The sequence below is a fragment of the Nitrospinota bacterium genome, from assembly GCA_016208975.1.
Lineage (GTDB): Bacteria > Nitrospinota_A > UBA7883 > UBA7883 > JACRLM01 > JACQXA01.
In genome coordinates this window covers 2,074,423-2,094,871 of sequence record JACQXA010000004.1, presented here as the reverse complement: position 1 = coordinate 2,094,871, position 20,449 = coordinate 2,074,423, and the positions used below count along the sequence as shown (strand labels likewise).

21 protein-coding genes and 1 tRNA gene are annotated in these 20,449 nt (G+C 55.5%); 8 read left to right on the top strand and 14 right to left on the bottom strand.

Annotated features, from left to right (window positions below; genetic code table 11):
- Window positions 1–162: 162 nt before the first annotated feature.
- Entirely contained in the window at window positions 163–672 is a 510-nt protein-coding gene (locus HY751_13735; GenBank protein ID MBI4667458.1) for a hypothetical protein, read from the top strand.
- An 8-nt stretch (window positions 673–680) separates the two neighbouring features.
- Here HY751_13735 and HY751_13730 read toward each other — a convergent pair whose 3' ends face one another.
- Genes HY751_13730 through thpR form a run of 4 tightly spaced genes read right to left on the bottom strand, consistent with a single transcriptional unit; the run spans window position 681 to window position 4,287 of the window.
- Window positions 681–1,520, bottom strand: coding sequence for an aminotransferase class IV family protein (locus HY751_13730; protein MBI4667457.1), 840 nt, complete (start codon window positions 1,518–1,520; stop codon window positions 681–683).
- Entirely contained in the window at window positions 1,517–2,884 is a 1,368-nt protein-coding gene (gene pabB / locus HY751_13725) for an aminodeoxychorismate synthase component I (protein ID MBI4667456.1), read from the bottom strand. The genes HY751_13730 and pabB overlap by 4 nt, the downstream gene beginning before the upstream one ends.
- 41 nt (window positions 2,885–2,925) lie before the next feature.
- Window positions 2,926–3,582, bottom strand: a complete 657-nt coding sequence (lepB, locus tag HY751_13720) for a signal peptidase I (protein ID MBI4667455.1) — start codon at window positions 3,580–3,582, stop codon at window positions 2,926–2,928.
- 57 nt (window positions 3,583–3,639) lie between these two features.
- Window positions 3,640–4,287 carry an RNA 2',3'-cyclic phosphodiesterase gene (gene thpR, locus HY751_13715; protein ID MBI4667454.1) on the bottom strand — a complete coding sequence of 216 codons (648 nt, stop codon included), beginning with the start codon at window positions 4,285–4,287 and terminating at the stop codon, window positions 3,640–3,642.
- Between the two features lie 203 nt (window positions 4,288–4,490).
- Between thpR and queF the strand changes: the two genes are divergently transcribed.
- Window positions 4,491–4,934: an NADPH-dependent 7-cyano-7-deazaguanine reductase QueF gene (gene queF, locus HY751_13710; GenBank protein ID MBI4667453.1), complete on the top strand. Its 444-nt coding sequence runs from the start codon at window positions 4,491–4,493 to the stop codon at window positions 4,932–4,934.
- Between the two features lie 21 nt (window positions 4,935–4,955).
- Here queF and def read toward each other — a convergent pair whose 3' ends face one another.
- On the bottom strand, window positions 4,956–5,510 hold the full coding sequence (gene def / locus HY751_13705; protein MBI4667452.1) for a peptide deformylase: 555 nt from the start codon (window positions 5,508–5,510) through the stop codon (window positions 4,956–4,958).
- Window positions 5,511–5,517: 7 nt separating this feature from the next.
- Complete coding sequence (locus HY751_13700) at window positions 5,518–6,129, bottom strand: iron-sulfur cluster assembly scaffold protein (protein ID MBI4667451.1); 612 nt, start codon at window positions 6,127–6,129, stop codon at window positions 5,518–5,520.
- A 299-nt stretch (window positions 6,130–6,428) separates the two neighbouring features.
- Here HY751_13700 and HY751_13695 point away from each other — a divergent pair, with 299 nt between their 5' ends.
- Window positions 6,429–7,961 carry a DUF2851 family protein gene (locus HY751_13695; GenBank protein ID MBI4667450.1) on the top strand — a complete coding sequence of 511 codons (1,533 nt, stop codon included), beginning with the start codon at window positions 6,429–6,431 and terminating at the stop codon, window positions 7,959–7,961.
- A 3-nt stretch (window positions 7,962–7,964) separates the two neighbouring features.
- Here the strand turns inward: HY751_13695 and HY751_13690 are convergent, their stop codons facing one another.
- Together HY751_13690 and HY751_13685 are read right to left on the bottom strand one after the other, a co-directional pair.
- Entirely contained in the window at window positions 7,965–9,035 is a 1,071-nt protein-coding gene (locus tag HY751_13690) for a cold shock domain-containing protein (protein ID MBI4667449.1), read from the bottom strand.
- A 116-nt stretch (window positions 9,036–9,151) separates the two neighbouring features.
- Window positions 9,152–10,624: a sigma-54-dependent Fis family transcriptional regulator gene (locus HY751_13685; protein ID MBI4667448.1), complete on the bottom strand. Its 1,473-nt coding sequence runs from the start codon at window positions 10,622–10,624 to the stop codon at window positions 9,152–9,154.
- 166 nt (window positions 10,625–10,790) lie between these two features.
- Here HY751_13685 and HY751_13680 point away from each other — a divergent pair, with 166 nt between their 5' ends.
- From HY751_13680 to HY751_13660, 5 genes are all read left to right on the top strand, one after another.
- Window positions 10,791–11,459, top strand: coding sequence for a sigma-70 family RNA polymerase sigma factor (locus HY751_13680; GenBank protein ID MBI4667447.1), 669 nt, complete (start codon window positions 10,791–10,793; stop codon window positions 11,457–11,459).
- A 4-nt stretch (window positions 11,460–11,463) separates the two neighbouring features.
- Window positions 11,464–11,712, top strand: a complete 249-nt coding sequence (locus HY751_13675) for a zf-HC2 domain-containing protein (protein MBI4667446.1) — start codon at window positions 11,464–11,466, stop codon at window positions 11,710–11,712.
- 9 nt (window positions 11,713–11,721) lie between these two features.
- Window positions 11,722–12,183 (top strand): CoA-binding protein, encoded by a 462-nt coding sequence (locus HY751_13670; protein MBI4667445.1) that lies wholly within the window; start codon window positions 11,722–11,724, stop codon window positions 12,181–12,183.
- Between the two features lie 97 nt (window positions 12,184–12,280).
- Window positions 12,281–13,069 (top strand): ABC transporter permease, encoded by a 789-nt coding sequence (locus HY751_13665; protein ID MBI4667444.1) that lies wholly within the window; start codon window positions 12,281–12,283, stop codon window positions 13,067–13,069.
- Window positions 13,070–14,053: a DUF3187 family protein gene (locus HY751_13660; GenBank protein MBI4667443.1), complete on the top strand. Its 984-nt coding sequence runs from the start codon at window positions 13,070–13,072 to the stop codon at window positions 14,051–14,053.
- A gap of 795 nt (window positions 14,054–14,848) precedes the next feature.
- Here HY751_13660 and HY751_13655 read toward each other — a convergent pair.
- The 6 genes from HY751_13655 to sucC all read right to left on the bottom strand — a co-directional run bounded on the left by HY751_13655 (window position 14,849) and on the right by sucC (window position 20,381).
- A tRNA-Pro gene (locus tag HY751_13655) sits at window positions 14,849–14,925 on the bottom strand.
- 171 nt (window positions 14,926–15,096) lie between these two features.
- Entirely contained in the window at window positions 15,097–15,510 is a 414-nt protein-coding gene (ndk, locus tag HY751_13650) for a nucleoside-diphosphate kinase (GenBank protein ID MBI4667442.1), read from the bottom strand.
- Between the two features lie 82 nt (window positions 15,511–15,592).
- Complete coding sequence (locus tag HY751_13645; GenBank protein ID MBI4667441.1) at window positions 15,593–16,468, bottom strand: 2-oxoacid:ferredoxin oxidoreductase subunit beta; 876 nt, start codon at window positions 16,466–16,468, stop codon at window positions 15,593–15,595.
- Complete coding sequence (locus HY751_13640) at window positions 16,465–18,198, bottom strand: 2-oxoacid:acceptor oxidoreductase subunit alpha (protein MBI4667440.1); 1,734 nt, start codon at window positions 18,196–18,198, stop codon at window positions 16,465–16,467. The genes HY751_13645 and HY751_13640 overlap by 4 nt, the downstream gene beginning before the upstream one ends.
- Window positions 18,199–18,324: 126 nt before the next feature.
- Window positions 18,325–19,200, bottom strand: a complete 876-nt coding sequence (gene sucD / locus HY751_13635) for a succinate--CoA ligase subunit alpha (GenBank protein ID MBI4667439.1) — start codon at window positions 19,198–19,200, stop codon at window positions 18,325–18,327.
- An 8-nt stretch (window positions 19,201–19,208) separates the two neighbouring features.
- The gene (gene sucC, locus HY751_13630) at window positions 19,209–20,381 is read right to left on the bottom strand and encodes an ADP-forming succinate--CoA ligase subunit beta (protein MBI4667438.1); all 1,173 of its coding nucleotides are present in this window, start codon (window positions 20,379–20,381) and stop codon (window positions 19,209–19,211) included.
- Window positions 20,382–20,449: the final 68 nt, after the last annotated feature.

Below are 20,449 nucleotides of genomic sequence, written 5' to 3'. Positions count from 1 at the left end.
ATATATGTTGCCGCGTGGACAGCCAGGAAAAAGCGGCCGCCCCCTGCCTAACTTCCTCTTTTTTTAGGGTATAATACCAAACGAAATCCCATTTGCAACATTTAATCTCTATCTTCGCGGACATCTTCATAACATTAGGCTGTATCAGAAAGGAAGACGGGCATGGATAGAAACGCTTTTGCTTTTAAACAGGTGATTTTCGGCGTTTTTCTTGCTCTTTTAGCGCTTCTAACCGGGGAACTGCACGGAATGGCTTTCGGCGCCAAAGAAGACGCCATAAAGCAATCTTTTAAAGCCTCTTCCGAAGCGGCTGAAGCGGCCTTGGGCGGGCCTGAAAAAGTTATAAAAGCCCAAGAGGACGCCTGGAAATATTTAAAACGCGCCCATGAGCATTTCATGGGGCTTGGGGCAGTGGCCTTGGGATTGTGCCTTTTCATTGGCCTGTCTCCCGTCGCGCCATGGTTGAAAACCGCCGCCTCCACATCGGCGGGGCTGGGCGCCGTCCTCTACCCTTTGTTCTGGACGCTTACCGCCATACGGGCGGCGGGAATGGGCGGGCATGCGGCCAAGGAGTCGCTGGCTATCATGGCCCAGGCCGGGGCAATGTTCGGTCTGTTGGGTATATTGGGGGCGTTGATAATAGCGGCCCAGTGGGCTTTCACTAAAGAATAGCGGTAAAGTCAGCGTATCAAGGCCCGGTATGAGGCGGTCAACCGCTCAACCACCGGGCCATGTGTTTTATCCCATCGGCCCAAGCCTGTTATCTGTCTCACCGAGACAATCTCTAAAAGCGAGTTGGTGACGAATACCTCGTCCGCCTCCGCCAGACTTGATGGCTCGAAACTGCCTTCGGCCACTTCCATCCCGTTTTGCCTGGCCAGGGATATTATGGCGCCCCTGGTGACGCCCGGAAGTATGCCGCAATTTATTGACGGAGTTTCAAGCCTGCCCTGGCGCGCCCAGAAAATGTTCACCGCCGCGCCGCAAGCCACATGTCCCGCGTCGGACAATGTAAAAGCCTCGTCAGCGCCAGCCCGTTCCGCTTCAGCTTTCATCATCACCCGCTCCAGCGCGCTGGTGGATTTTACGCCCGACAACGGCGAGCGGCTGTTCTTGATAATTGATGACGGAGCCAGCGTAAAACCGATTTGCCGTTTGGACTCCGCCATGGGCTCATACATCTCGACCGTGAGAACCCACGTAGGGTTCACGGCCCCGGAATAACCATACCCTCTGGGCCCCTCACCCCGGGTTACGGTGAGCCGCGCTACACCCCGGCTAACGCCAGCCTCCTTCGCCAGAAAGGCTATCCCTCCGGCCACGGCGGCGTCCACAAAGGTAATTTGAAGACCGATAACCTCCGATGCCTGGCGTATCCGCTCCAGATGTTTTTCCAGCAGGAACGGTTTGCCACCATATAGAGGTATGGTCTCGAACAGGCCGTCTCCCAGGGTAAACCCCCTGTCCATAACTGAAACGGCCGGGTTCTCCGTCACGACGCCGTTTAGAATGGCTTTCACCGGTTCAACGCTTCCATGATTGCTTTGGCTTTGTGCAACGTCTCCTCGTATTCTTTTACCGCGCTGGAGGAATATGTAACGCCACCCCCCGCATGGAACCGAGCCTGGCGGCCCGAGCATACCATTATGCGGATGGCCACACTCAAATCCATATCGCCGTCGAACCCAACATAGCCGATGGCGCCGCAATAGGCGCCGCGCGGGGTTGGCTCCAGTTCGTCTATAATCTCCAGCGCCCTGGTTTTGGGAGCCCCGGTAACGGAGCCCGGAGGGAATACGGCATTTAAAACTCCGATTGGCCCTACGCCCTCTTTTATCCTTCCCTCCACGGTGGATGTTAAATGATACACCGTGGCGTATTCCTCCACGGCGCAAATTTCCGGGACAGTCACCGAGAATGGCTCGCACACTTTCGAAAGGTCGTTGCGCATCAAATCTACTATCATCACGTTCTCCGCCCGGTCTTTCTGGCTGGCCGAAAGGTTGCCACGCATGCGCTGGTCTTCCTCTTCGGTGGCTCCCCGGGGCCGGGTGCCTTTTATGGGCCTGGTTTGGGCCGATCCATCACGGACGCTTACAAACCGCTCCGGCGAGGAGGAAAGGATCTGGAACCGGCCACAGTCCAGATATGAGGCGAAGGGGGCCGGGCTTAATACGCGGAGTTTTTCGTAAATGGTTTTGGCGTCCGCCCCCATGGCCGACTCAAAGGCTTGTGAAAGGTTCACCTGATAACAATCGCCATCGGCGATGTACTCTCTGATTTTTTCCACCGATTCGATGTATTCTTCCCGGGTGAATTCCTTGACGGGAGCTATGTCCAATGGATTTTCCACGGATACCGGAGCCCCGGCCCCATAGGCTTGAGAAGGCCCCATTAACCGCTCCAGCTCTTCTAAAGCCGGTTCGGGGCTTTCATCATGGGCATGGTTTACCACCAGGAATGTTTTTTTACGGGCGTGGTCGAAAGCAATAAGGCGCAAATAACATCCCAGCCACAAGTCGCCTTCGGGCGCAAAATCCCTGTCCCAGTTTATCCGCGCCGAAGGCTCCGTGTATCGTGTGAGACCGTAACCGAAAAACCCGGCCATCCCGCCGGTGAAGGGTGGATACTTCACACTAGGGCTCTTTTCAGTTTTATACCGCGCCAGTATTTTTTCGATGAAACCCAGAGGATTGCCGTCAATGGCGGTTTTCTTTCCATCAGCGCCGGTAAAGACAAAAGAGCCGCCACCGCCCTTTATGAGGAACGAAGGCTCATTCATGATGAACGACCAGTTGGCGTAAGGGCCGGATTCAAGCGAGCTGTCCAGCCACACAAAACCCTCTCCATTGCCATGGGCGCGGAAAATGGATGAGGGCTCCACCCATGGTCTTTCAAGGATGCTGACCGGACGGCGGGGAAACGTTATAGCAGGCTTCCTATTCGTTCGATAGCCGAAACGCCCGCGTCCCAAGCCCTGCTAAAATATATGAACACGGCTTTACCCTCTATGTTCTCTATGGGCAGAGGGCCCCAGGAGCGGGAATCCAGGCTGTTGTCCCGGTTGTCGCCAACGGCGAAAACATAACCCTCGGGCACCACCACCGGGCCGAAAAAGTAATGAGGGTCACGCTTGATTACTTTATATTTCTTGTCGCCCATGGACTCCAGGTATTCTCCCGTATGGTTCAGCGACCTGCTGGTTTCCACAGGCTGGCCGTTGATGTACAGGCGGGAGTCCACAATTTCCACCCTGTCGCCGGGAATGGCCACGATGCGCTTTACGAATATCTTGCCTATGCCGTCGAAGGAGCCGGCCGGGGGCTGGAATGTCACCACGTCACCCCTGTCGGGGCTTGACCATACGTAAACCATCTTGCCCACGAAAGGCAGATGCAAACCGTACTTTATCTTGTTTACGATTATGAAATCCCCTTCCATCAGGGTGGGGATCATGGAGCCTGAAACTATCTGGTTGGCTTCCACCATGGAGCCTTTGAGGAACACCACCAGAAGCAAGGCCACAATGGCGCCCTTGAACATCTCGAAGGCGGCGGCGCCAATTTTTTCCAAAGCAATCATTTGGGAATCCCGGCAACTTTCATGGCTAACGGAAATGATACCACAAAGCGGGCGGCCTTACGGTTTGGCCGCCTTCAACAGCTTGAAGGAGCCAAGTTTGGTGTATATGGAACCCTGGGGGTTGAGCTTGCTTTCGTACAACGCTATCTCGGTCACCGGGGCGTCACCGATGTAATATCTTCGGTACTGCCGCACAAGCCGGGCTATTTTCCCCCGGGCGTTGTCGCTCTTCACCCGGCCGATGGTGAGGTGCGCGCTGAAGGCCCGCTCTTCGGGGGGGAAACCCATGCCCTCAAGCCTCGCCGACAGTGCTGTTTCGATATTTTTTAGATTCTCCACATCCCCGCCCACGCCGAACCACACCACCCTGGGGCGTTCCTGATTGGGAAACACGCCAAGCCCTTCCACCGTTATCCGGAACGGGCGGAAAGTAGCGGCTATCTGGCCAGCGGCGTCACAAAGGCCGGGAATGGCCTTTTCGCTGACGTCTCCCAAAAACCTCATGGTGATGTGCATGTTCCCCGCCCGGGCCCACCGCACCTGCCCCGAAGGCACGCCAAACCCGCTTATGACGTTTTCCGCGCGGGTTGTAAGCTCATCTGGAAGGTCTATGGCGAAGAAGATGCGGCGTGTTTGTTCATCAGGGGCTCCACCGGCCCCGGCCAGGCTCTCGTCTTTAAAGCCGGGCCTCATTTTAGAAACCATGACAACGCCCATGTTCCGCCCGCTAAAACCCGTAATTCCGCGTTAAGCCCAGCATAAATGGCGCGGTGACTGTTGAGAGAAGAAAAGGGACAAATCATGACGCGCGCACCCTGATAATCCCACCGGGTTTTATAGTAATATGAATCCGGCGCCGTTACAATAGCCCCAGCTCCGCTTCGGAGGCGCTGAAACCATAAGGTGAACTGAAATTGACGGAAGAATACAGATTAAAGGCCCTGGGCCAGGGAAGGGCCACACAATATAATTATGTCTCGCCGGACGCGGGCGTCCTGGAGGCGTTCGATAATCCTTTCGCCGACCCTTCGAAAAATCCCAACGGGGCGACAGGGACAATCCACATCGAAGCGCCGGAGTTTACTACCCTCTGCCCCGTTACGGGCCAGCCGGATTTCGCCACCATAGTGATAGATTACACGCCGGACAGGAAACTGGTGGAGAGCAAATCCCTGAAGCTTTATCTCACCGGATACCGGATGTTCGGCGGGTTCCACGAGGAATGCGTAAACAGGATCGCCAACGACCTGGCGAGCCTTTTAAAACCACGCTGGCTGAAGGTTGAGGGCCGGTTCACCCCCAGGGGTGGCATTTCATTCTGGCCAAAGGCCGAATACGGGAAAAAAGACTGACCGTGTCGCGGCCGCGAGGCGTTACAACGCCTCGCCGTCTTCCTCGTGCAAATGCCCGTAACGGGCGTATTCCTTGCCGAAAGACAGTGTGGCCAGGTCTTTCATCCTGTCTATAAACACTTTTCCGTGGAGATGGTCTATCTCGTGCTGTAACGCCCGGGCGAAAAAACCCTCGGCGTCCAGGGTTAAAGGCTCTGCGTTCCGGTCCAGCCCCGTCACCCGAACGTTTTTGGCCCGGCGCACTTTGCCCCAAAGGTCTGTCAGGGAAAGGCACCCTTCCCACCCCTCCTCCATTTCATCGGAGAAGCTTGCAATCTTCGGATTTATTATTACCGTCTGGGGTATGGAGTGGGCGTCCTTATAGCGGGGGTTCACGTCCGCCTCCACCACGATAAGCTGGACAGACTCGTGAACCTGCGGCGCCGCCAGCCCCACGCCGTTATATTCGCGCATAGTCTCGATCATGTCATCTATCAGCGACTGGGCGTCGGCGGAACGGATTACATCCTGAGGTATCGCTTCTGCCTTGAGCCTTAGCACGGGGTTGCCAAGCTGGGCTACTTTTAGAATGGCCATAGCCGGATCAACCGAAATACTTGGCCCGGTAATGCTCCAGGGTCTCAATGGCGCGGGTTCTGCACCTGCCGCAACCGGTGGATATTTTCGTGCGCTCCTGTAGGGTGTCAAAATCGGCCACACCCTCCAGCACCTGCTCTTCTATCTCATGGTCGGTGACGTTGAGACATTCGCAAATCAGCACGGCCTTTTTCTCCACAATCCTGTGCTCCTGGCCGGTTTTGGCGAAATAGTCGTATATGGCGGCGCGCAGGGCCTTGTCCCCCAGCACCGAGCAGTGGATTTTTATGGAGGGAAGGCCACCGAGCCTGTCCATAATATCGTCGGGTTTGAGCTTTAAGGCGTCGTCTATTCGCATGCCGCCGTTTTCGGTGACCATCACGGACATCATGGAGGTGGAGCCAATGGCCGAGGCGCATCCGAAAGTTTTCCATTTCAGGTCGTAAATGCGCTCCTGCTCATCCACCTTTATCCAAACCTTCATCATGTCGCCGCAGGTGGGGTTTCCAACCATACCCACGCCGCTGGGCTCATACTCCTCCTCCGCCGTCTTTAGCACGTTGCGGGGGTTGGAGAAATGATCCATCACCGTATCGCTATACCCGAAATTGGTATCCATACTCACGAAAACACTCCTATATAATTGAGCCATAAGCCTTTTGGCTGTATGACAGCAACAAACGGGCCAATATAAGCCTTGCAAAAACAGGCTGATTTTACTGGCGTTGCCAATATCAACAAAGATTTTTCTGACAAACTTGTCGGCAGGCCCGTCTGAAAGCGACACAGTTGTCAACCTCCATTATAAATCATCCGCAGGCTTGCAAAAGCTAAAAACCCTTCATTGCCCTCACATATTCCGGATTCCTCCGGTATAAATACCTTTACCAGCCTCATTGCTGGAAATACAATATCCCGATGTTTTCCAGACTCTACCTGGACATGACAAGCTCCATATCCCTTTTCGTAAGGGAAAAGGAGAACCGTGGGGACAAGCCTGTTCCCCAGCGCCATTCCCCTCGCGTCAGGGAAGACATGGTTAAAGCCCTGTGGATGGAACAACCCTGGGGCGCAAGCCCCATACGGGACATCGCCGGGAACTTGATAGAGATAATTTCTCCGGGCTGGCTTAACGGATCCTTCGGCCCGGATTTTAAGGACGCCCTTTTCAGGCTAAACGGCGGCCCTGTTGAGAAAGGGGATGTGGAGATCCACGTACGATCGTCGGACTGGATGGCCCACAAACACCATCTGGACCCTGGTTACGATAAAACCAGGCTACACGTATCCCTTTACAGCGACCTTGGTCAAAAAACCCGGCCCTCCAAACACTCCGGCGCGGCGCTCATTGAGATAGAGCTTGCTCCTGTATGCGCTTCTTTTATAGATAGGATAAGGGCGGAGGTGACCTCCCCATCGTTGGCCGTGGATCCTGCCAAGGTGACGGGGCGTTGTGGCGGTCAGTTCGAGCGGCTTGGGCCTGAAAAGGGAATAGAGGTTCTGGAGGCGGCTGGTGAAGGGCGGTGCGAATTAAAATCCGGCAGATACGCCACGGCCATGGCCCATGAATCCGGCCCCGAGGAGCTGTACCGGGGGATACTGGAGGCGTTGGGTTACAGCGCGTTCAAAACCAATTTCGCAAGGCTTGCGGGCTGGCTTTCGCTGGATAGGTTAAAGAGCGTTCTGGATGGTGTGGAATGGCGGAACCGTTCCATGGCCCTTCAAGGAGCTTTTTTCGGTGTGGCCGGGCTGTTGCCGGAGCCTTCACTGCGTAGGGAAAAAAACTGGGACGCGGAAACCGTAGAATACATAGGCAAGTTAAGCGAAGCCTGGAGCCGTGCGTCTTCAACCCTGCCGGTTAGCCCCGGGTTTTCCGTCCAGGACTGGCGTCTGGCTGGTACCCGTCCCGCCAACTACCCCATGGGCAGGCTTGCGGGGGTGGCGGATTTTCTATCCATCCATCTGGATAGCGACCTGGAGGCGCTGTTGGCCAGGCTTACCGATTCCGCCGGGGAAAACGGGGCGCAAGGGAAGTTTGAAAAAGCGATGGGACTTTTCCAGTCCAAAGAAGGGGGTTATTTCACCACCAGGTACACCTTCGGCGGCAGGAGGCTTGCCCAGCCGAGAAAACTGATTGGTCCCGAACGGGTGGCGGCGATATTGATAAACGTGGTGGCGCCATATTTTCTGGCTAAAGCCCGGCGCAACAGTAACCGCCAGTTGGAGGAGCGGGTCAGGGAGCTATACCATTCCATCCCTCCCGGCCAACCAAACTCCATCGCCCGGTTCATGGCCCAAAGACTGGCCCCGGCGCCCGTCCAGGCAAGGGCGCTGGTGAAAACCGCGCCGCGCCAGCAGGGGTTGATTCAGATCCATACCGATTTTTGCTCGGCTAACGAAAAAGGTTGCGAGGATTGCCGGTTCGCAAAATACCTGGCGAAGCTGGATTAAACCTTATTCCTCTTCCATCATTACCGCCACTTCGGTGGCGGATCCGGCTTTTGCCCCCGCAGGAAGCTTGGTAATGGCGAACCGCACCTTAAGGCCTGTCTGTAGAGACGACCACTCGGCGTTTGTAAGATGGGTAACGTGGAAGAAGAAGCTCTGCCCGTCTTCCCGGCGGATGAAACCAAACCCCCTATCGGGCTTGAGGTTGTCTATAATCCCATCAAACATCTTTCCCTCGAACCGCTCCACGTCTTCCACCCCGGCGGAGGTTCCATTCGTATTCTCCAGCCCGGCGCTGGTATATTCACGCATCTGCTCGGCCTTTTGTTCGGCGAACTTGGCGCGGCACTCGTCGCAAAAGAAGGGCTGGCCTTCCCGCAAGCGCACGGTGGTTATCCTTTCGCGGGGCCCTTCATGGAGGGGGGACTTGCATTCCACCAGCCACTCCTCCGGTTTCCACGCGATGGCCTCGATCATGTCGTTGAGCCACATGATGTGATAATCCTTCAGCCGGTTGTCGTCCTGCCTGTCGGCGTACACCTTGGCGCAAGACTGGCGGATTGAAGCCACCGCAACCCTCTTGCCCAGCATCCGCACCTTTTGCAGGAGCGGGAAATAGTCTTTGTCTCCGATGACGGCTATGGCGATGTCAAACCCGTCGGGGATTGCCGTGTAGTAGAGCATTGAGGAGGCCAAGGCGATATCCACACATTTTTCACGGGGGGAGAAGGTGTCTTCACCGCTCCGGTCGTCGTGCAGGATCCTCCTGCGTTGATAGTCGATGGGGAAAGACTCCACCTCGTAATGGTAATCCTCCCTTAGCAGGGCGAAGAAATCCTTGCGGCGTTTGGCCCGGTCCTCGTCTATAACGTCATAGTTAACCGGATAACTGCCGAAGAGGAAAGTGCGCGCCAGATCCAGTTCTTTTAACTTCTCCCGTCTTTCCAGCTCGCGCATAAGAGCCTGGGGAAGCAAGCCGTAATCTATATAAAAGCCTGGCTGGTTGGATTCCTTGGCGAGGTGGCGGAGGTTGGAGTAAAGCCAGGTTCCATCTATGAAAACCATTACTTTAATCATGATAAAAATTCCCCATTAGCCAAAATTTTTTTAATTTTTAGGGGCGTTACCGCCCTCCGGCCAGCCAATTTCCGGCTTAAGGCCGTAATTAAGCTATCATACGGGGAAGAAAGAGGTCAATCGCCAGCGGTCTTGCGGCCAAGGAATTTCTGAGTGTCTATATCATAGGCCTTTATCTTTTCCTGCAAATTTTTCCTGGCTATCTCTATGGCGTCGGCGGTGTGGGAGATGTTTCCCGAGAATTTGGCCAGCGCGCGCTCAATATAGTTTTTCTCCCATGCGCCCTTGGCCACCCGGAGGGGAAGGAGGTATTCCCCGGAATCTGGTTCATCGGTAACAACGTAATCCGTTGCGGCGCGTTTTGCTTCTGGCTCCCGGGGCTCCAGTTCCTCCGGAACAAAGGGGGCGCCTTCGGGTTCACGGACGAAATCGGGCAGGTCTGGCATTTCAATGGCAACTCCCCGGCAAAGCACCACCGCCCTTTCCATGATGTTTTGCAGTTCCCGCACGTTGCCAGGCCAGTCATACGCGGCCAGCGCCGCCAGGGCTGTGTCTGAAACGCTGTTTATCTCCTTGCCGGCCTCGGCGGCGGCCCTGTTGAGAAAATGGTAGGCCAGGGTGGGTATGTCCTGTTTGTGTTCCCGGAGCGTGGGGGCTTCTATGGTAATAACGTTCAGGCGGTAGTAAAGGTCTTCCCGGAAATTGCCTTTCTCCACCTCTTCCTTCAAGTTGCGGTTGGTGGCGGAAATGATGCGGGTGTCTGTCTTTATGGTCTTGGTCCCGCCGAGCCTTTCAAACTCCCGCTCCTGAATGACCCGGAGCAGTTTTACCTGGATGGATAGCGGTATCTCGCCTATCTCGTCTAAAAAAAGCGTTCCCCTGTCGGCCAGTTCAAACCTTCCCTTGCGCTGGGCCACCGCGCCGGTGAAGGCCCCTTTTTCGTGACCGAAAAGCTCGGCTTCCAACAGTGTCTCCGGTAAGGCGGCGCAGGATACTTTAACGAAAGGCCCTTCGGCCCGCTGGCTTTTCATGTGGATTGCCCGGGCGATCAGTTCCTTGCCGCAACCGGACTCCCCCATCACAAGCACCGTGGAGTTAGTGACGGCCACGCTGTCTATCAGTCTGTACACTTTCTGCATTGCCAGTCCGGAGCCAACAAGCTTGTCATATTTTAACGCCTTGCTAAGCTCTTCTTTGAGCAGGCTGTTTTGCGACCGGATATCTATAAGCTCGAAAATCTTCTTTACGGTAAGGGCCACCTCTTCCGGCTCGAAGGGCCGGAGAAGATAGGTGTACGCTCCCCTTTTTATGGCCTCTATGGCCGTGGGTATGGAGCCGTAGGCGGTGACAATCACCACCTCCACCCCTGGGAATTCCTCCTTGATACGGCCCAGCAGTTCGATGCCGTTCATGGCGGGCATCATGAGGTCTGTTATCACGATGTCGTAATGGGTTTTTTCCAGCATCCTGAGGGCGGCGGCGCCACTGTCGGCCGGGTCGCTTTCCCATCCGTACCGCTCCAGCAGTACGCCGAGGAACTCCAGGTTTTCCCTGTTATCGTCAACAATCAGTATCTTTCTTTCACTCATGGGCTCAATTTTGCATTAAAGAGCTGTTTGGGCGCCATAAAATTCAGCCATTTAAAAGAGGAGTCCCGAAAGAATCATTAATTAGGGTGTTGCCACGGGGCTCCGGCTGTTGGTAGCATGTAGCCAGAATCCACCAAGGAACCTTTCTTAAAGCCTTGACATCTAAATGACAGCTGAAAAAGTCACGGGGGACAACGCCGAATCGCCCTTATACGGCGAGGAAAGCAAGAGCGAGGACCTGTCTTTAATAGAACAGGTCAAAGGAGGCTCGTTTGGCGCATTTGAGCGGATTGTCAAGAAGTACGAGTCGCGCATTTACAATCACTGCTTGAAATTCCTCAATAGCCAGGAGGATGCCGAGGACGTGTTGCAGGAAACATTCCTTCAGGTCTATCGCTCGCTGGACTCGTTCCGGGGAGATTCGGCCTTCTCGACCTGGCTGTTCAAGATAGCCACCAACGGCTGTCTTATGAGGATAAGGAAGAAGAAGAAGGTGGACCTTGTATCCATAGACAAACCGATGGAGTTTGACGGGTCATCCATTCAAAGGGAAATTGTGGACTGGTCCAAAAACCCGGCGCTTATGCATGGAAACGAGGAGATACGGACGGTTTTGGACAGGATAATATCGGAACTGCCGGAGGACAAAAAGATCGTCCTAATAATGAAAGACGTGGAGGGCTTCTCCAACATAGAGATAGGGCAAATCCTGAACATGTCGGTGGCGGCGGTAAAATCGCGCCTGCACAGGGCAAGGCTGATAATGCGAGAGGAACTAACAAACTACTTCAACGGGATTGTAGGGGCATCCAAAACCTTGAAGGGCCGGGGATAACACCATGAAATGCCATGAAATATTTGATCGGATCAGCGAATATATAGACAGGGAGCTGGATCCATCCATCTGCCACGAGATAGAAGCCCACTTCAAGGATTGCGAGCCTTGCGTGGCCTTTTTGAACACCTTGCGGAAAACTGTGGAGGTGTTCAGGAAAGTGGAGGACACCACTGCCAAGTCTATTCCAGGGGCAGTATCCTCAAACCTTATGGAATTTCTAAAGAAAGAGCTCAAAACCGGGGCCGAATGAGGCTGTCCCATGAACGACGCATGCGACATAAGCCAACGGCCCGAAAAGCCTGAAGGCAATCCATCTCCCGAGGAGATAAGGGGGATTCTGGAAAATTGCAGAACTGTGGCGGTTGTTGGGCTTTCCAACAAACCTAATCGCGACTCATACCGGGTGGCCTTATATCTCGCCGACCATGGTTACAAGGTTATCCCTGTAAACCCTGCCCTGGAAGAAAAGGGCTGGGAGGGTATTAAAGCGTACAACACAATCGCCCAGGTACCCGGTGAGGTGGACATAATAGACCTTTTCCGCCGGGCGGACTCCATAGGCGAACTGGCCGCAGATATCCTCGCTAAAAAACCCCGGGTAGTTTGGCTTCAACTGGGGATAGTGAATAATCCGGTGGCGGCCATCCTCCGCAAGGCTGGGATAACCGTGGTCCAGGACAAGTGCATAAAGATCGAGCACAACGCCCTCATCGGCGGCTGAGCGCCACTCCATAAAAATAAAAGCCCGGCCAACACACGCCACGGGCCTGTTATAATAAACCCCGTTTTGACTTTTGATCCGTCAAAATCCGATGATCATGAAAGGACAGGTTCTGGACAATATCAAGACCCTCTACCGCCGCCGGGAGCTTATATGGGCGCTGGTGGTAAAAGAGTTGAAGGCGCGCTACCGGGGCTCTTTCTTTGGCGTGGTGTGGACGTTCCTGAATCCCCTTCTGTTACTGCTGGTATATTCACTGGTATTCTCCGTGTACATGCGGGCGCAAGTGGAAAACTACGCCGTGTTCGTGTTCGCCGGGCTTCTGCCTTGGATATGGTTCTCATCCTCGCTTCTGGACGGGGTGAACAGCATCACCAGCGCCGGGAACCTTATAACAAAGTCCATGTTCCCCGCGGAGATACTGCCCATGGTGAAGATCCTCTCCAACCTGGCCAATTACGCGCTGAGCCTGCCGCTTCTGCTGATATTCATGTTCGCCTACGGGGTGCCTCTCCGCTGGGCCGCGCTGTGGCTTCCAATAGTTATGATATCGCAGACGCTTTTCACCCTTGGGCCGGTCTATATTCTGGCGGCGCTCAACGTGAAGTTCCGGGACACCCAGCACATTCTGGGCAACTTCATAACGCTCTGGTTCTTCGTAAGCCCCATACTTTATCCCATCAGCCAAACGCCGGAAGACTGGCGTTTCGTGTTCTATATAAATCCCATGGCCATGCTGGCGGTGAGTTATCAGGACATGTTCTTATATGGCAAAACGCCCGACCTTTTGGTGGTGGCGGTGATTGCCATTACAGGAATGGCCCTTTCCTTTTTGGGGCTGTACTGGTTTGACCAGGGCAAGGAAACTTTCGCGGAAGAGATCTGATTGCGTGGCTTTTGGGGTCTCCATTTTATAATCCTCCTCTCCGCGGCCACGGCGGCGGCGGAACCGGCTTATATGGGCCCAATACCCATGAAGAACCACCATCCGTTATACGTGTCGCTTCTCTACCCCTCTCCGGAATCCGCGCTGACAGCGCAATCTTTCCGCTGGCGGATAGATGTGAACCACACCAACATCTATCTTTATAACGGCGGCAAACGATGGCTTGCGGCAATTGACAGGGAACTGACCGAAGCGGATGTGAACCTGTCTGTCCCCATAACTCCGGGAAAACTGGAAGTGGGGTTCAACGCGGCGGTGTATGGCTCTTCCGAGGGTTTTCTGGACGGGCTGATACGCTGGTGGCACGGCAGACTTGGCGTGAGAGGCTATCGAGGCCAGGCTGAAACGGGAGATTACCGCTACGAAGACGCTATTTACCACGACGGCGAAAAAATCGTTTCGGGGGAAAAAGGCGCCATGTTTGGCGATACCGGCTTGTGGCTGAAAACCATTCTGCATGACGGGGAAAAAGTGAAAGTGGCTGGACAGTTGCTTGCCCAGGCTCCCACGGGGTCCCCGAATACCGGAACCGGCTCGTCCACCTGGGAATGGGGTGGGAGGATACTGGCGTCAATGGAATCGGAATCCATAATCGCCCACGCCGGAGGAGGAGTGACATTCCCAGGCCAGTTGAACAGCGGCGGCCAGGGCATCCCGATGGAGCCAATGTACGCGGGCTTTGTGGCGCTGGAGATTCCGGTAACCGGCGATTTACACCTTATAGGACAAAGCATGTTCAACACCTCCCCCCTAAAATCGGCGGACATTTACCAGTTCAGCCGCGAATGGATAGAAGTTACACTCGGATTAAAATACCTGATTGCGGGGGGATATGTGGCAAGCTTTGGCTTGTCGGAAAACCTGAACCAGACCGCGCCCGATTTCACCTTTCACCTGTCGCTGGAACACGTTGTTTTTAACTGATTTATCGCCTATCCGAAACCTCTTTTCCGGCCACGCTTGAATCTTTTAGCGCTATACCGGCATCTAAATTAGCGTGAAGGTGATGAGCCTTTATGTGGACGGAACACGGCAGGGGGTTAAAGCAGTAACCATCCCTATTCTTCGCCGGTTTTGCCGGAGCCTTGTGGAAGCGGAGCTTTCGGAGGCTATTGGCCGGTTTGTTTCGTCCTACTTTTTTTATGCCTCAAAAGGGCTGGCGGATCCCCCTATCCGGACAGCCTTCAGGTTTCCGGGTGGGGAAGACAAGACCTCACCCGGATCCTTCCTTAAAAATCCCGCTCCAGTTTCCAACGATGCTGGTATTTTTAGCCGCATCCCTTCACCACCGGCATTCTTGCGCGCAAGGGGGGATAATGCTGGCTTTGCGATAAACTCCGTAAGAAACTTTTATCACTATTTTCTGTGGCGCATATATGGGGTAGCGCCGGGCTCTTATCTGGGCCGCCTTGGCCGCCGTCATGGCGTCGCGCACGGAGTGCCAGGCTTTTCCTCCACCGATTTACCGCCGCGTTTGTAGCGCAGATAAAAGATTTTGGAACCGTCCTTGGCTAAGATGTAGCAGACGCCTGGGTAAGCCGTGGTGTGGCGTTTGAAATCCGGCATTTCTCCCTCCCCTTACTCCCCACCGTACTCCCCACCTAATGGGGTGTTTTGTGGGGTGTTCAGGTGTTGATTGTGCGTGTTGTGATGGATTGTACTATGCGAGAGAAACCGCGTCCATCGTGGCTATTATCAAGGGATTTGTTTGATTTTAAATGGTCGGGATGAGAGGATTTGAACCTCCGACCCCTCGCTCCCGAAGCGAGTGCTCTACCAGGCTGAGCCACATCCCGACTGCAAAAGGGCTATTCCAAAGAAACTAAAATACTATCACCTGCCGGTTATTTTTCAATAAAATAGTTCTCACCGGCAAGTGACCTTCCGCTTTCTTACCACCCTGCATGGCTTTAACGCCCAGCGGGGATTCCGGCTTTGCGGATTACCGATTTAGCGGAAACCCCGCCTTACACTATCTCCGTCTCGGAGAAGAAATAGCCTATCTCCCGCGCGGCGGAAGTCTCGGAGTCGGACCCGTGGACGGAGTTTTTCTCCAAATCCACCGCCAGCTCTTTCCTTATGGTGCCTGGGGCGGCGTTGGCCGGGTTAGTGGCCCCCATGATGTCGCGCCATTTGGGCTGGGCGTTCTCCCCTTCCAGCACCGCAACCACGCAGGGGCCGGAGCTCATGTAGCCGGTCAGCGAGGCAAAGAAGGGCCGCGCCTGATGCTCGATGTAAAACCCCTCGGCCTGTGATTTGGTCATGTGGATGCGTTTCAGGGCAACAACTTTCAGCCCCTCGCTCTCAATCCTGCTTAAAATCCTTCCGGTAAGGCCCCGCTCCACGGCGTCGGGCTTCACAATTGCGAACGTGCGTGACATCTTTCTAGCTCTCCTTAAAAAAATAAAAAGCGCCGGTTGGACTTTCGGCCATCCGCCGGCGCTTTGCTTGCCTCTAGACTCTTTACGGAACGTAACCGTTGATGACGCTGTTCACGTCAAAATCAGCCGACCCGCCAGCTTTCTTGCGGATCTCTCCCAGCCTGTCCAGCAGGGTGGGTTTCTCCACCTGGTAAAACACGCCGGTAAGCACCTTGCCCTCTGCCCGGCTCTGGTTGGCCAGCTTAATGGCGGCGTTCACGTCCGTCACGTCGTGGTCCGCAGGCACGTCCTCCACATGGCCCTTGTAAGAGTCGAAAGTGTTCACCTTGTTGAACGTGGGGCATGGGCTCACCACGTCTATGAAGGCGAATCCTTTGTGCTTGATAGCCTTGGTTATGAGGTCCGTAAGAACCTTGCCCTGTGAGCTGTAAGCCTGGGCCACGAAAGTGGCGCCGTATGTAAGGCAGAACGACAGGGGGTTCAAGGGATTGTCCGGCACACCGTAGGGCGTGGTGGAGGTCACCATGCCCAGCGGGCTGGTGGGCGACATCTGCCCCTTGGTAAGGCCGTATATGGAGTTGTCCATAACGATATAGGTGATGTCGGTGTTCTTCCGGGCCACGTGGGGCACATGCCCGCCACCGATGGAGAACCCGTCCCCGTCGCCGCCGAATGCTATAACCTCCAGGTCGGGCCGGGCGACTTTTACGCCAGAGGCCACTGGCAGAACACGCCCGTGGGCGGTGTGCATGCCGTAGGTCTTCACGAAATAGGGTATCCGCGACGAACAGCCGATGCCCGACACCATCACTGTATTGTTGATGTCCAGCTGAAGGTCTGCGTACGACTTAAGAAGAGCGTTGAGCACGCCATAGTCGCCACAACCGGGGCACCATGTGGGCGGAACTTCGCTCTTGTAATCTTTCGATTTCAAAGGTTCGGTGGCGGTGGTCGTCATTTGGATATCTCCTTTATCTTCTCGGCGATCATGGCCGGGGTGAAGGGCATGCCGCCGTAGATGGTGTAGCTTATGGGGACACAGCCGGTCTCGCCGGTTATAAGCTTGGCCAGCTGGCCCTGCTTGTTCACCTCGGGTATGAGTATCTTTTTGTGCTTGCCGATGAACTTGTTTATGGCCTTCAAAGGCAACGGCCATACAAGCTTCGGATAAAGCGCAGAAACTTTCAACCCGGCGGCCCTGGCTTCGTTCACAGCCTCGCGGGCCACACCAATGGTGGAGCCCCAGGCGATGACGCCTATTTCCGCCCCATCCTGGTAATCCGCCTCGGTGGGCTGGAAGAAATCTTCCAGGTTGTCGAGTTTCTTGAACCGTTTGTCCATCATGGCCGTGCGATTGTCCGCCGTGTAGCGTGGCGCGGAAGATTCCGCGTGCTCCAGGCCGGTGGATATGTACGCGCCGCCGGGCGTGCCGGGGATGGACATTGGCGAAACCCCGCTTTCGGTAAGCTTGTACCGTTTGAAATCGCCCCCGTTGCCCTCGTACTTTTCGCGGGTCACCAGGCGCAGTTTCGAAGGATCCGGTTTCTTCATGGAAGCGGTGCGGAAACCCAGTGAGCCGTCGGAGAGGACCATCACCGGAAGCTGGTACTTTTCGGCGATATTGAAAGCCTCCACCGTAAGGTACACGCAATCTTCCACCCCTTCGGGGCTTAACACCACCCTGGGGGCGTCGCCATGACAGCCGTGGGCCGCCAGGAACAGGTCCGACTGCTCATGCTTGGTCGGCAAGCCAGTGGAAGGGCCGCCGCGCTGGACGTCGCATATCACCACCGGCACCTCCATCATGGAGGCCATGCCGATAAGCTCCTGCATCAGCGACAGGCCGGGGCCCGACGTGGACGTCATGGCCTTCAAGCCCGCGTACGAGGCGCCGATAACATTGGCGATAGAGGCTATTTCGTCCTCGGCCTGCACCAGGTTGCCGTTGGCTTTTGGCAGGTGGCGCGCCAGGAAATAGGCAACCTCGGTGGCGGGGGTTATGGGATAGGCCGAGAAATACTGGACCCCGGCCATCAGAGCGCCCAGCCCCACCGCGTCGTTACCGGAAATTATTATGGTGTTCTCGGCGGTCTTGCCCGAGTCCATCTTGTAAGAGTCTGTCTTCTTGATGTTGGAGCGCACATGGTCGCGCCCGGCGTCCAGGGCCTTGAAGTTCATCTCAACGATGTCGGCGCCCTTCTTGCCGAACTTGGACTGGATGGTACCCCGGATCTGCTCCATGGATATGGAGAAAAGCTCCGCCACCGCGCCCATGCAAACCATGTTCTTGGAGCGGTAATTGCCGATGTCCTCTTTTGATATTTTGCTCATGGGGACCGGATAGCAGTGGACGCCCGGGATGTTCTGCTCCTCGGTTATGTCTCCGCCAGGGTAGTCGTAAATGAGCGCGTTGCCTTCCTTCAGGAACTTCTTGTTAAGCTCCAGCGCCTCCTGGTTGAAGGCCACCATAACGTCGAACCCGGAGCCTTCGGAAAGAATCTTGTCGTGGGCGAACCTGGTTTGATACATGGCGTAGCCGCCCTTGATCTCCGCCGGGAAGGTCTTGAATGTCAGGACCTCAAGACCGGAGCGCACCGCGGCCTGGGCCACCATGTCGCCGGAGGAGATGATGCCTTCGCCACCCTCTCCGCCGAACCTGATGATGAGATCAGTCTTTTTTTCTGCCACCGTCCTTGCCTTTCAAAGCGCGTTTTCACGCGTCCGTGTTCCAAACGGAAAGGTCGCCGCGGCAACATCCGCCCCGCTTTTGGCGGATGCTTCCGTGGCGGCCCAACCGCTCAATGATAAAGACCCTTAGTTGGATTCAAGAACCCCCTTGATGGTTTCGCCCAGATCCGCGGGGGACTTGCAAACGGTGACGCCACAAGCGGCCATCACCTTCATTTTCTCTTCCGCTGTTCCGTGTCCGCCGGAAATTATCGCCCCGGCATGCCCCATTCTGCGACCCGGGGGCGCGGTTTGCCCGGCTATAAAACCCACAACCGGTTTTTTAACCTTGGCTTTCACGTACCCGGCGGCCTCTTCCTCAGCCGAACCGCCGATTTCGCCAATCATGCAGATGGCTTTAGTCTGAGTGTCGCTGTTGAACAACTCCAGCGCGTCCACGAAGTTGGTGCCGTTAACAGGGTCTCCCCCGATTCCGATGCAAGTGGACTGGCCAATGCCCAAGGCCGTAAGCTGGCCCACCACCTCGTAGGTAAGCGTGCCGGACCGGGAAACGACCCCCACCGGACCGGGCCTGTGTATGTGACCCGGCATGATGCCTATCTTGGCTTTGCCAGGGGTGATTATTCCCGGACAGTTGGGGCCGATAAGCCGGTTCTTCCGCCCCTGCATGTAACGCTTTATTTTTATCATATCATACACCGGGATACCCTCGGTTATGCACACGATAAGGCTAATACCGGCCTCCGCCGCCTCGAAAATGGCGTCCGCCGCGAATGGGGGCGGCACGAAAATCATGGTGGCGTTGGCTCCGGTGGCGTCCACCGCCCGCTGGACGGTGTTGAACACCGGGATGCCCTCCATGTCCTGCCCTTCCTTGCCGGGGGTAACGCCGCCAACCACGTTGGTGCCGTAATTTTTGCATCCCAGGGCGTGGAAGGAGCCCTCCTTGCCCGTGATACCCTGAACTATAAGCTTTGTGTTCTCGTCAACCAGCACGCTCATTTTTACACCTACGCGTTAACAGCGGCCCCGATGGCGGCCACGGCTTTCGCCGCGCCATCGCGCATCCCTTCGGCCACTATGAAGTTAAACCCGCTCTCTTCCAGTATCTTTTTCCCTTCGGCCACGTTGGTGCCTTCCATCCGGATAACCACCGGAGCCGACACGTTTATCTTCCTGGCGGCGCTCACCACGCCGTTGGCCAGCCTGTCGCACCGCAGGATGCCGCCGAAAATGTTTATGAAGATGCCCTTAACGTGCGGGTCGGCCAAAATTATGCGGAAGGCGTTCTCTATCTGTTCCTCCGTGGCGCCGCCGCCCACGTCCAGGAAGTTGGCGGGCTCGCCGCCGGCCAGCTTTATGATGTCCATGGTGGCCATGGCAAGCCCGGCGCCGTTGACCATGCAACCTATGTTGCCGTCCAGCTTAATATAGTTGAGGGAATACTTGGAAGCCTCTATCTCCAGCTCCGCCTCTTCGTTGAGGTCGCGGTAGGCCACCACGTCTTTCTGCCGGAACAGGGCGTTGTCGTCGAAATTCATCTTGCAGTCCAGGGCTAGCACCCGGTTGTCCCCGGTGATGACCAGGGGGTTTATCTCGGCCATGGAGCAGTCTTTAGCCTCGAACGCCTTGTAAAGTTTCAGGATGAAATCCACCCCCGGTTTGAAAACTTCTTGCGGCAGGTTCAGGAAGAAAGCCATGTCCCGCGCCTGGCTGGGCATAAGGCCCACCGCCGGGTCTATCCATACTTTCATTATCTTTTCGGGGGTTTTGGCGGCCACTTCCTCTATCTCCATACCACCCTCTTCGGAGACCATGAAACAGGGGCGCGATGTTTCACGATCCACCACTATGCCCATGTAAAGCTCCCTTACTATGGTCATCCCCTCTTCCACCAGAAGTGTTTTAACCTCGCGGCCTTCAGGGCCGGTCTGATGGGTCACCAGGGTTTTGCCTATCAGCTCTTTGGCTATGGAACGGGCGTCTTCCAGGGTTTTAGCCAGTTTCACTCCACCAGCTTTGCCACGGCCACCGGCGTGAATCTGGGCCTTTACCACCACCGGCAGGCCCAGTTCGCTCACAATCGCGTCAATCTCCTCAACCCGTGTGGCAACTTTGCCCTTGGGCGTGGGGACGCCGAAATTTCTCAGTATTTCTTTTGCCTGGAACTCGTGGATTTTCATAAACTATCCTCTATGTAGCGGCGCACACCGGCGCTTTGGAACGTCTCATGCCGATTGGCAAGTTGGTT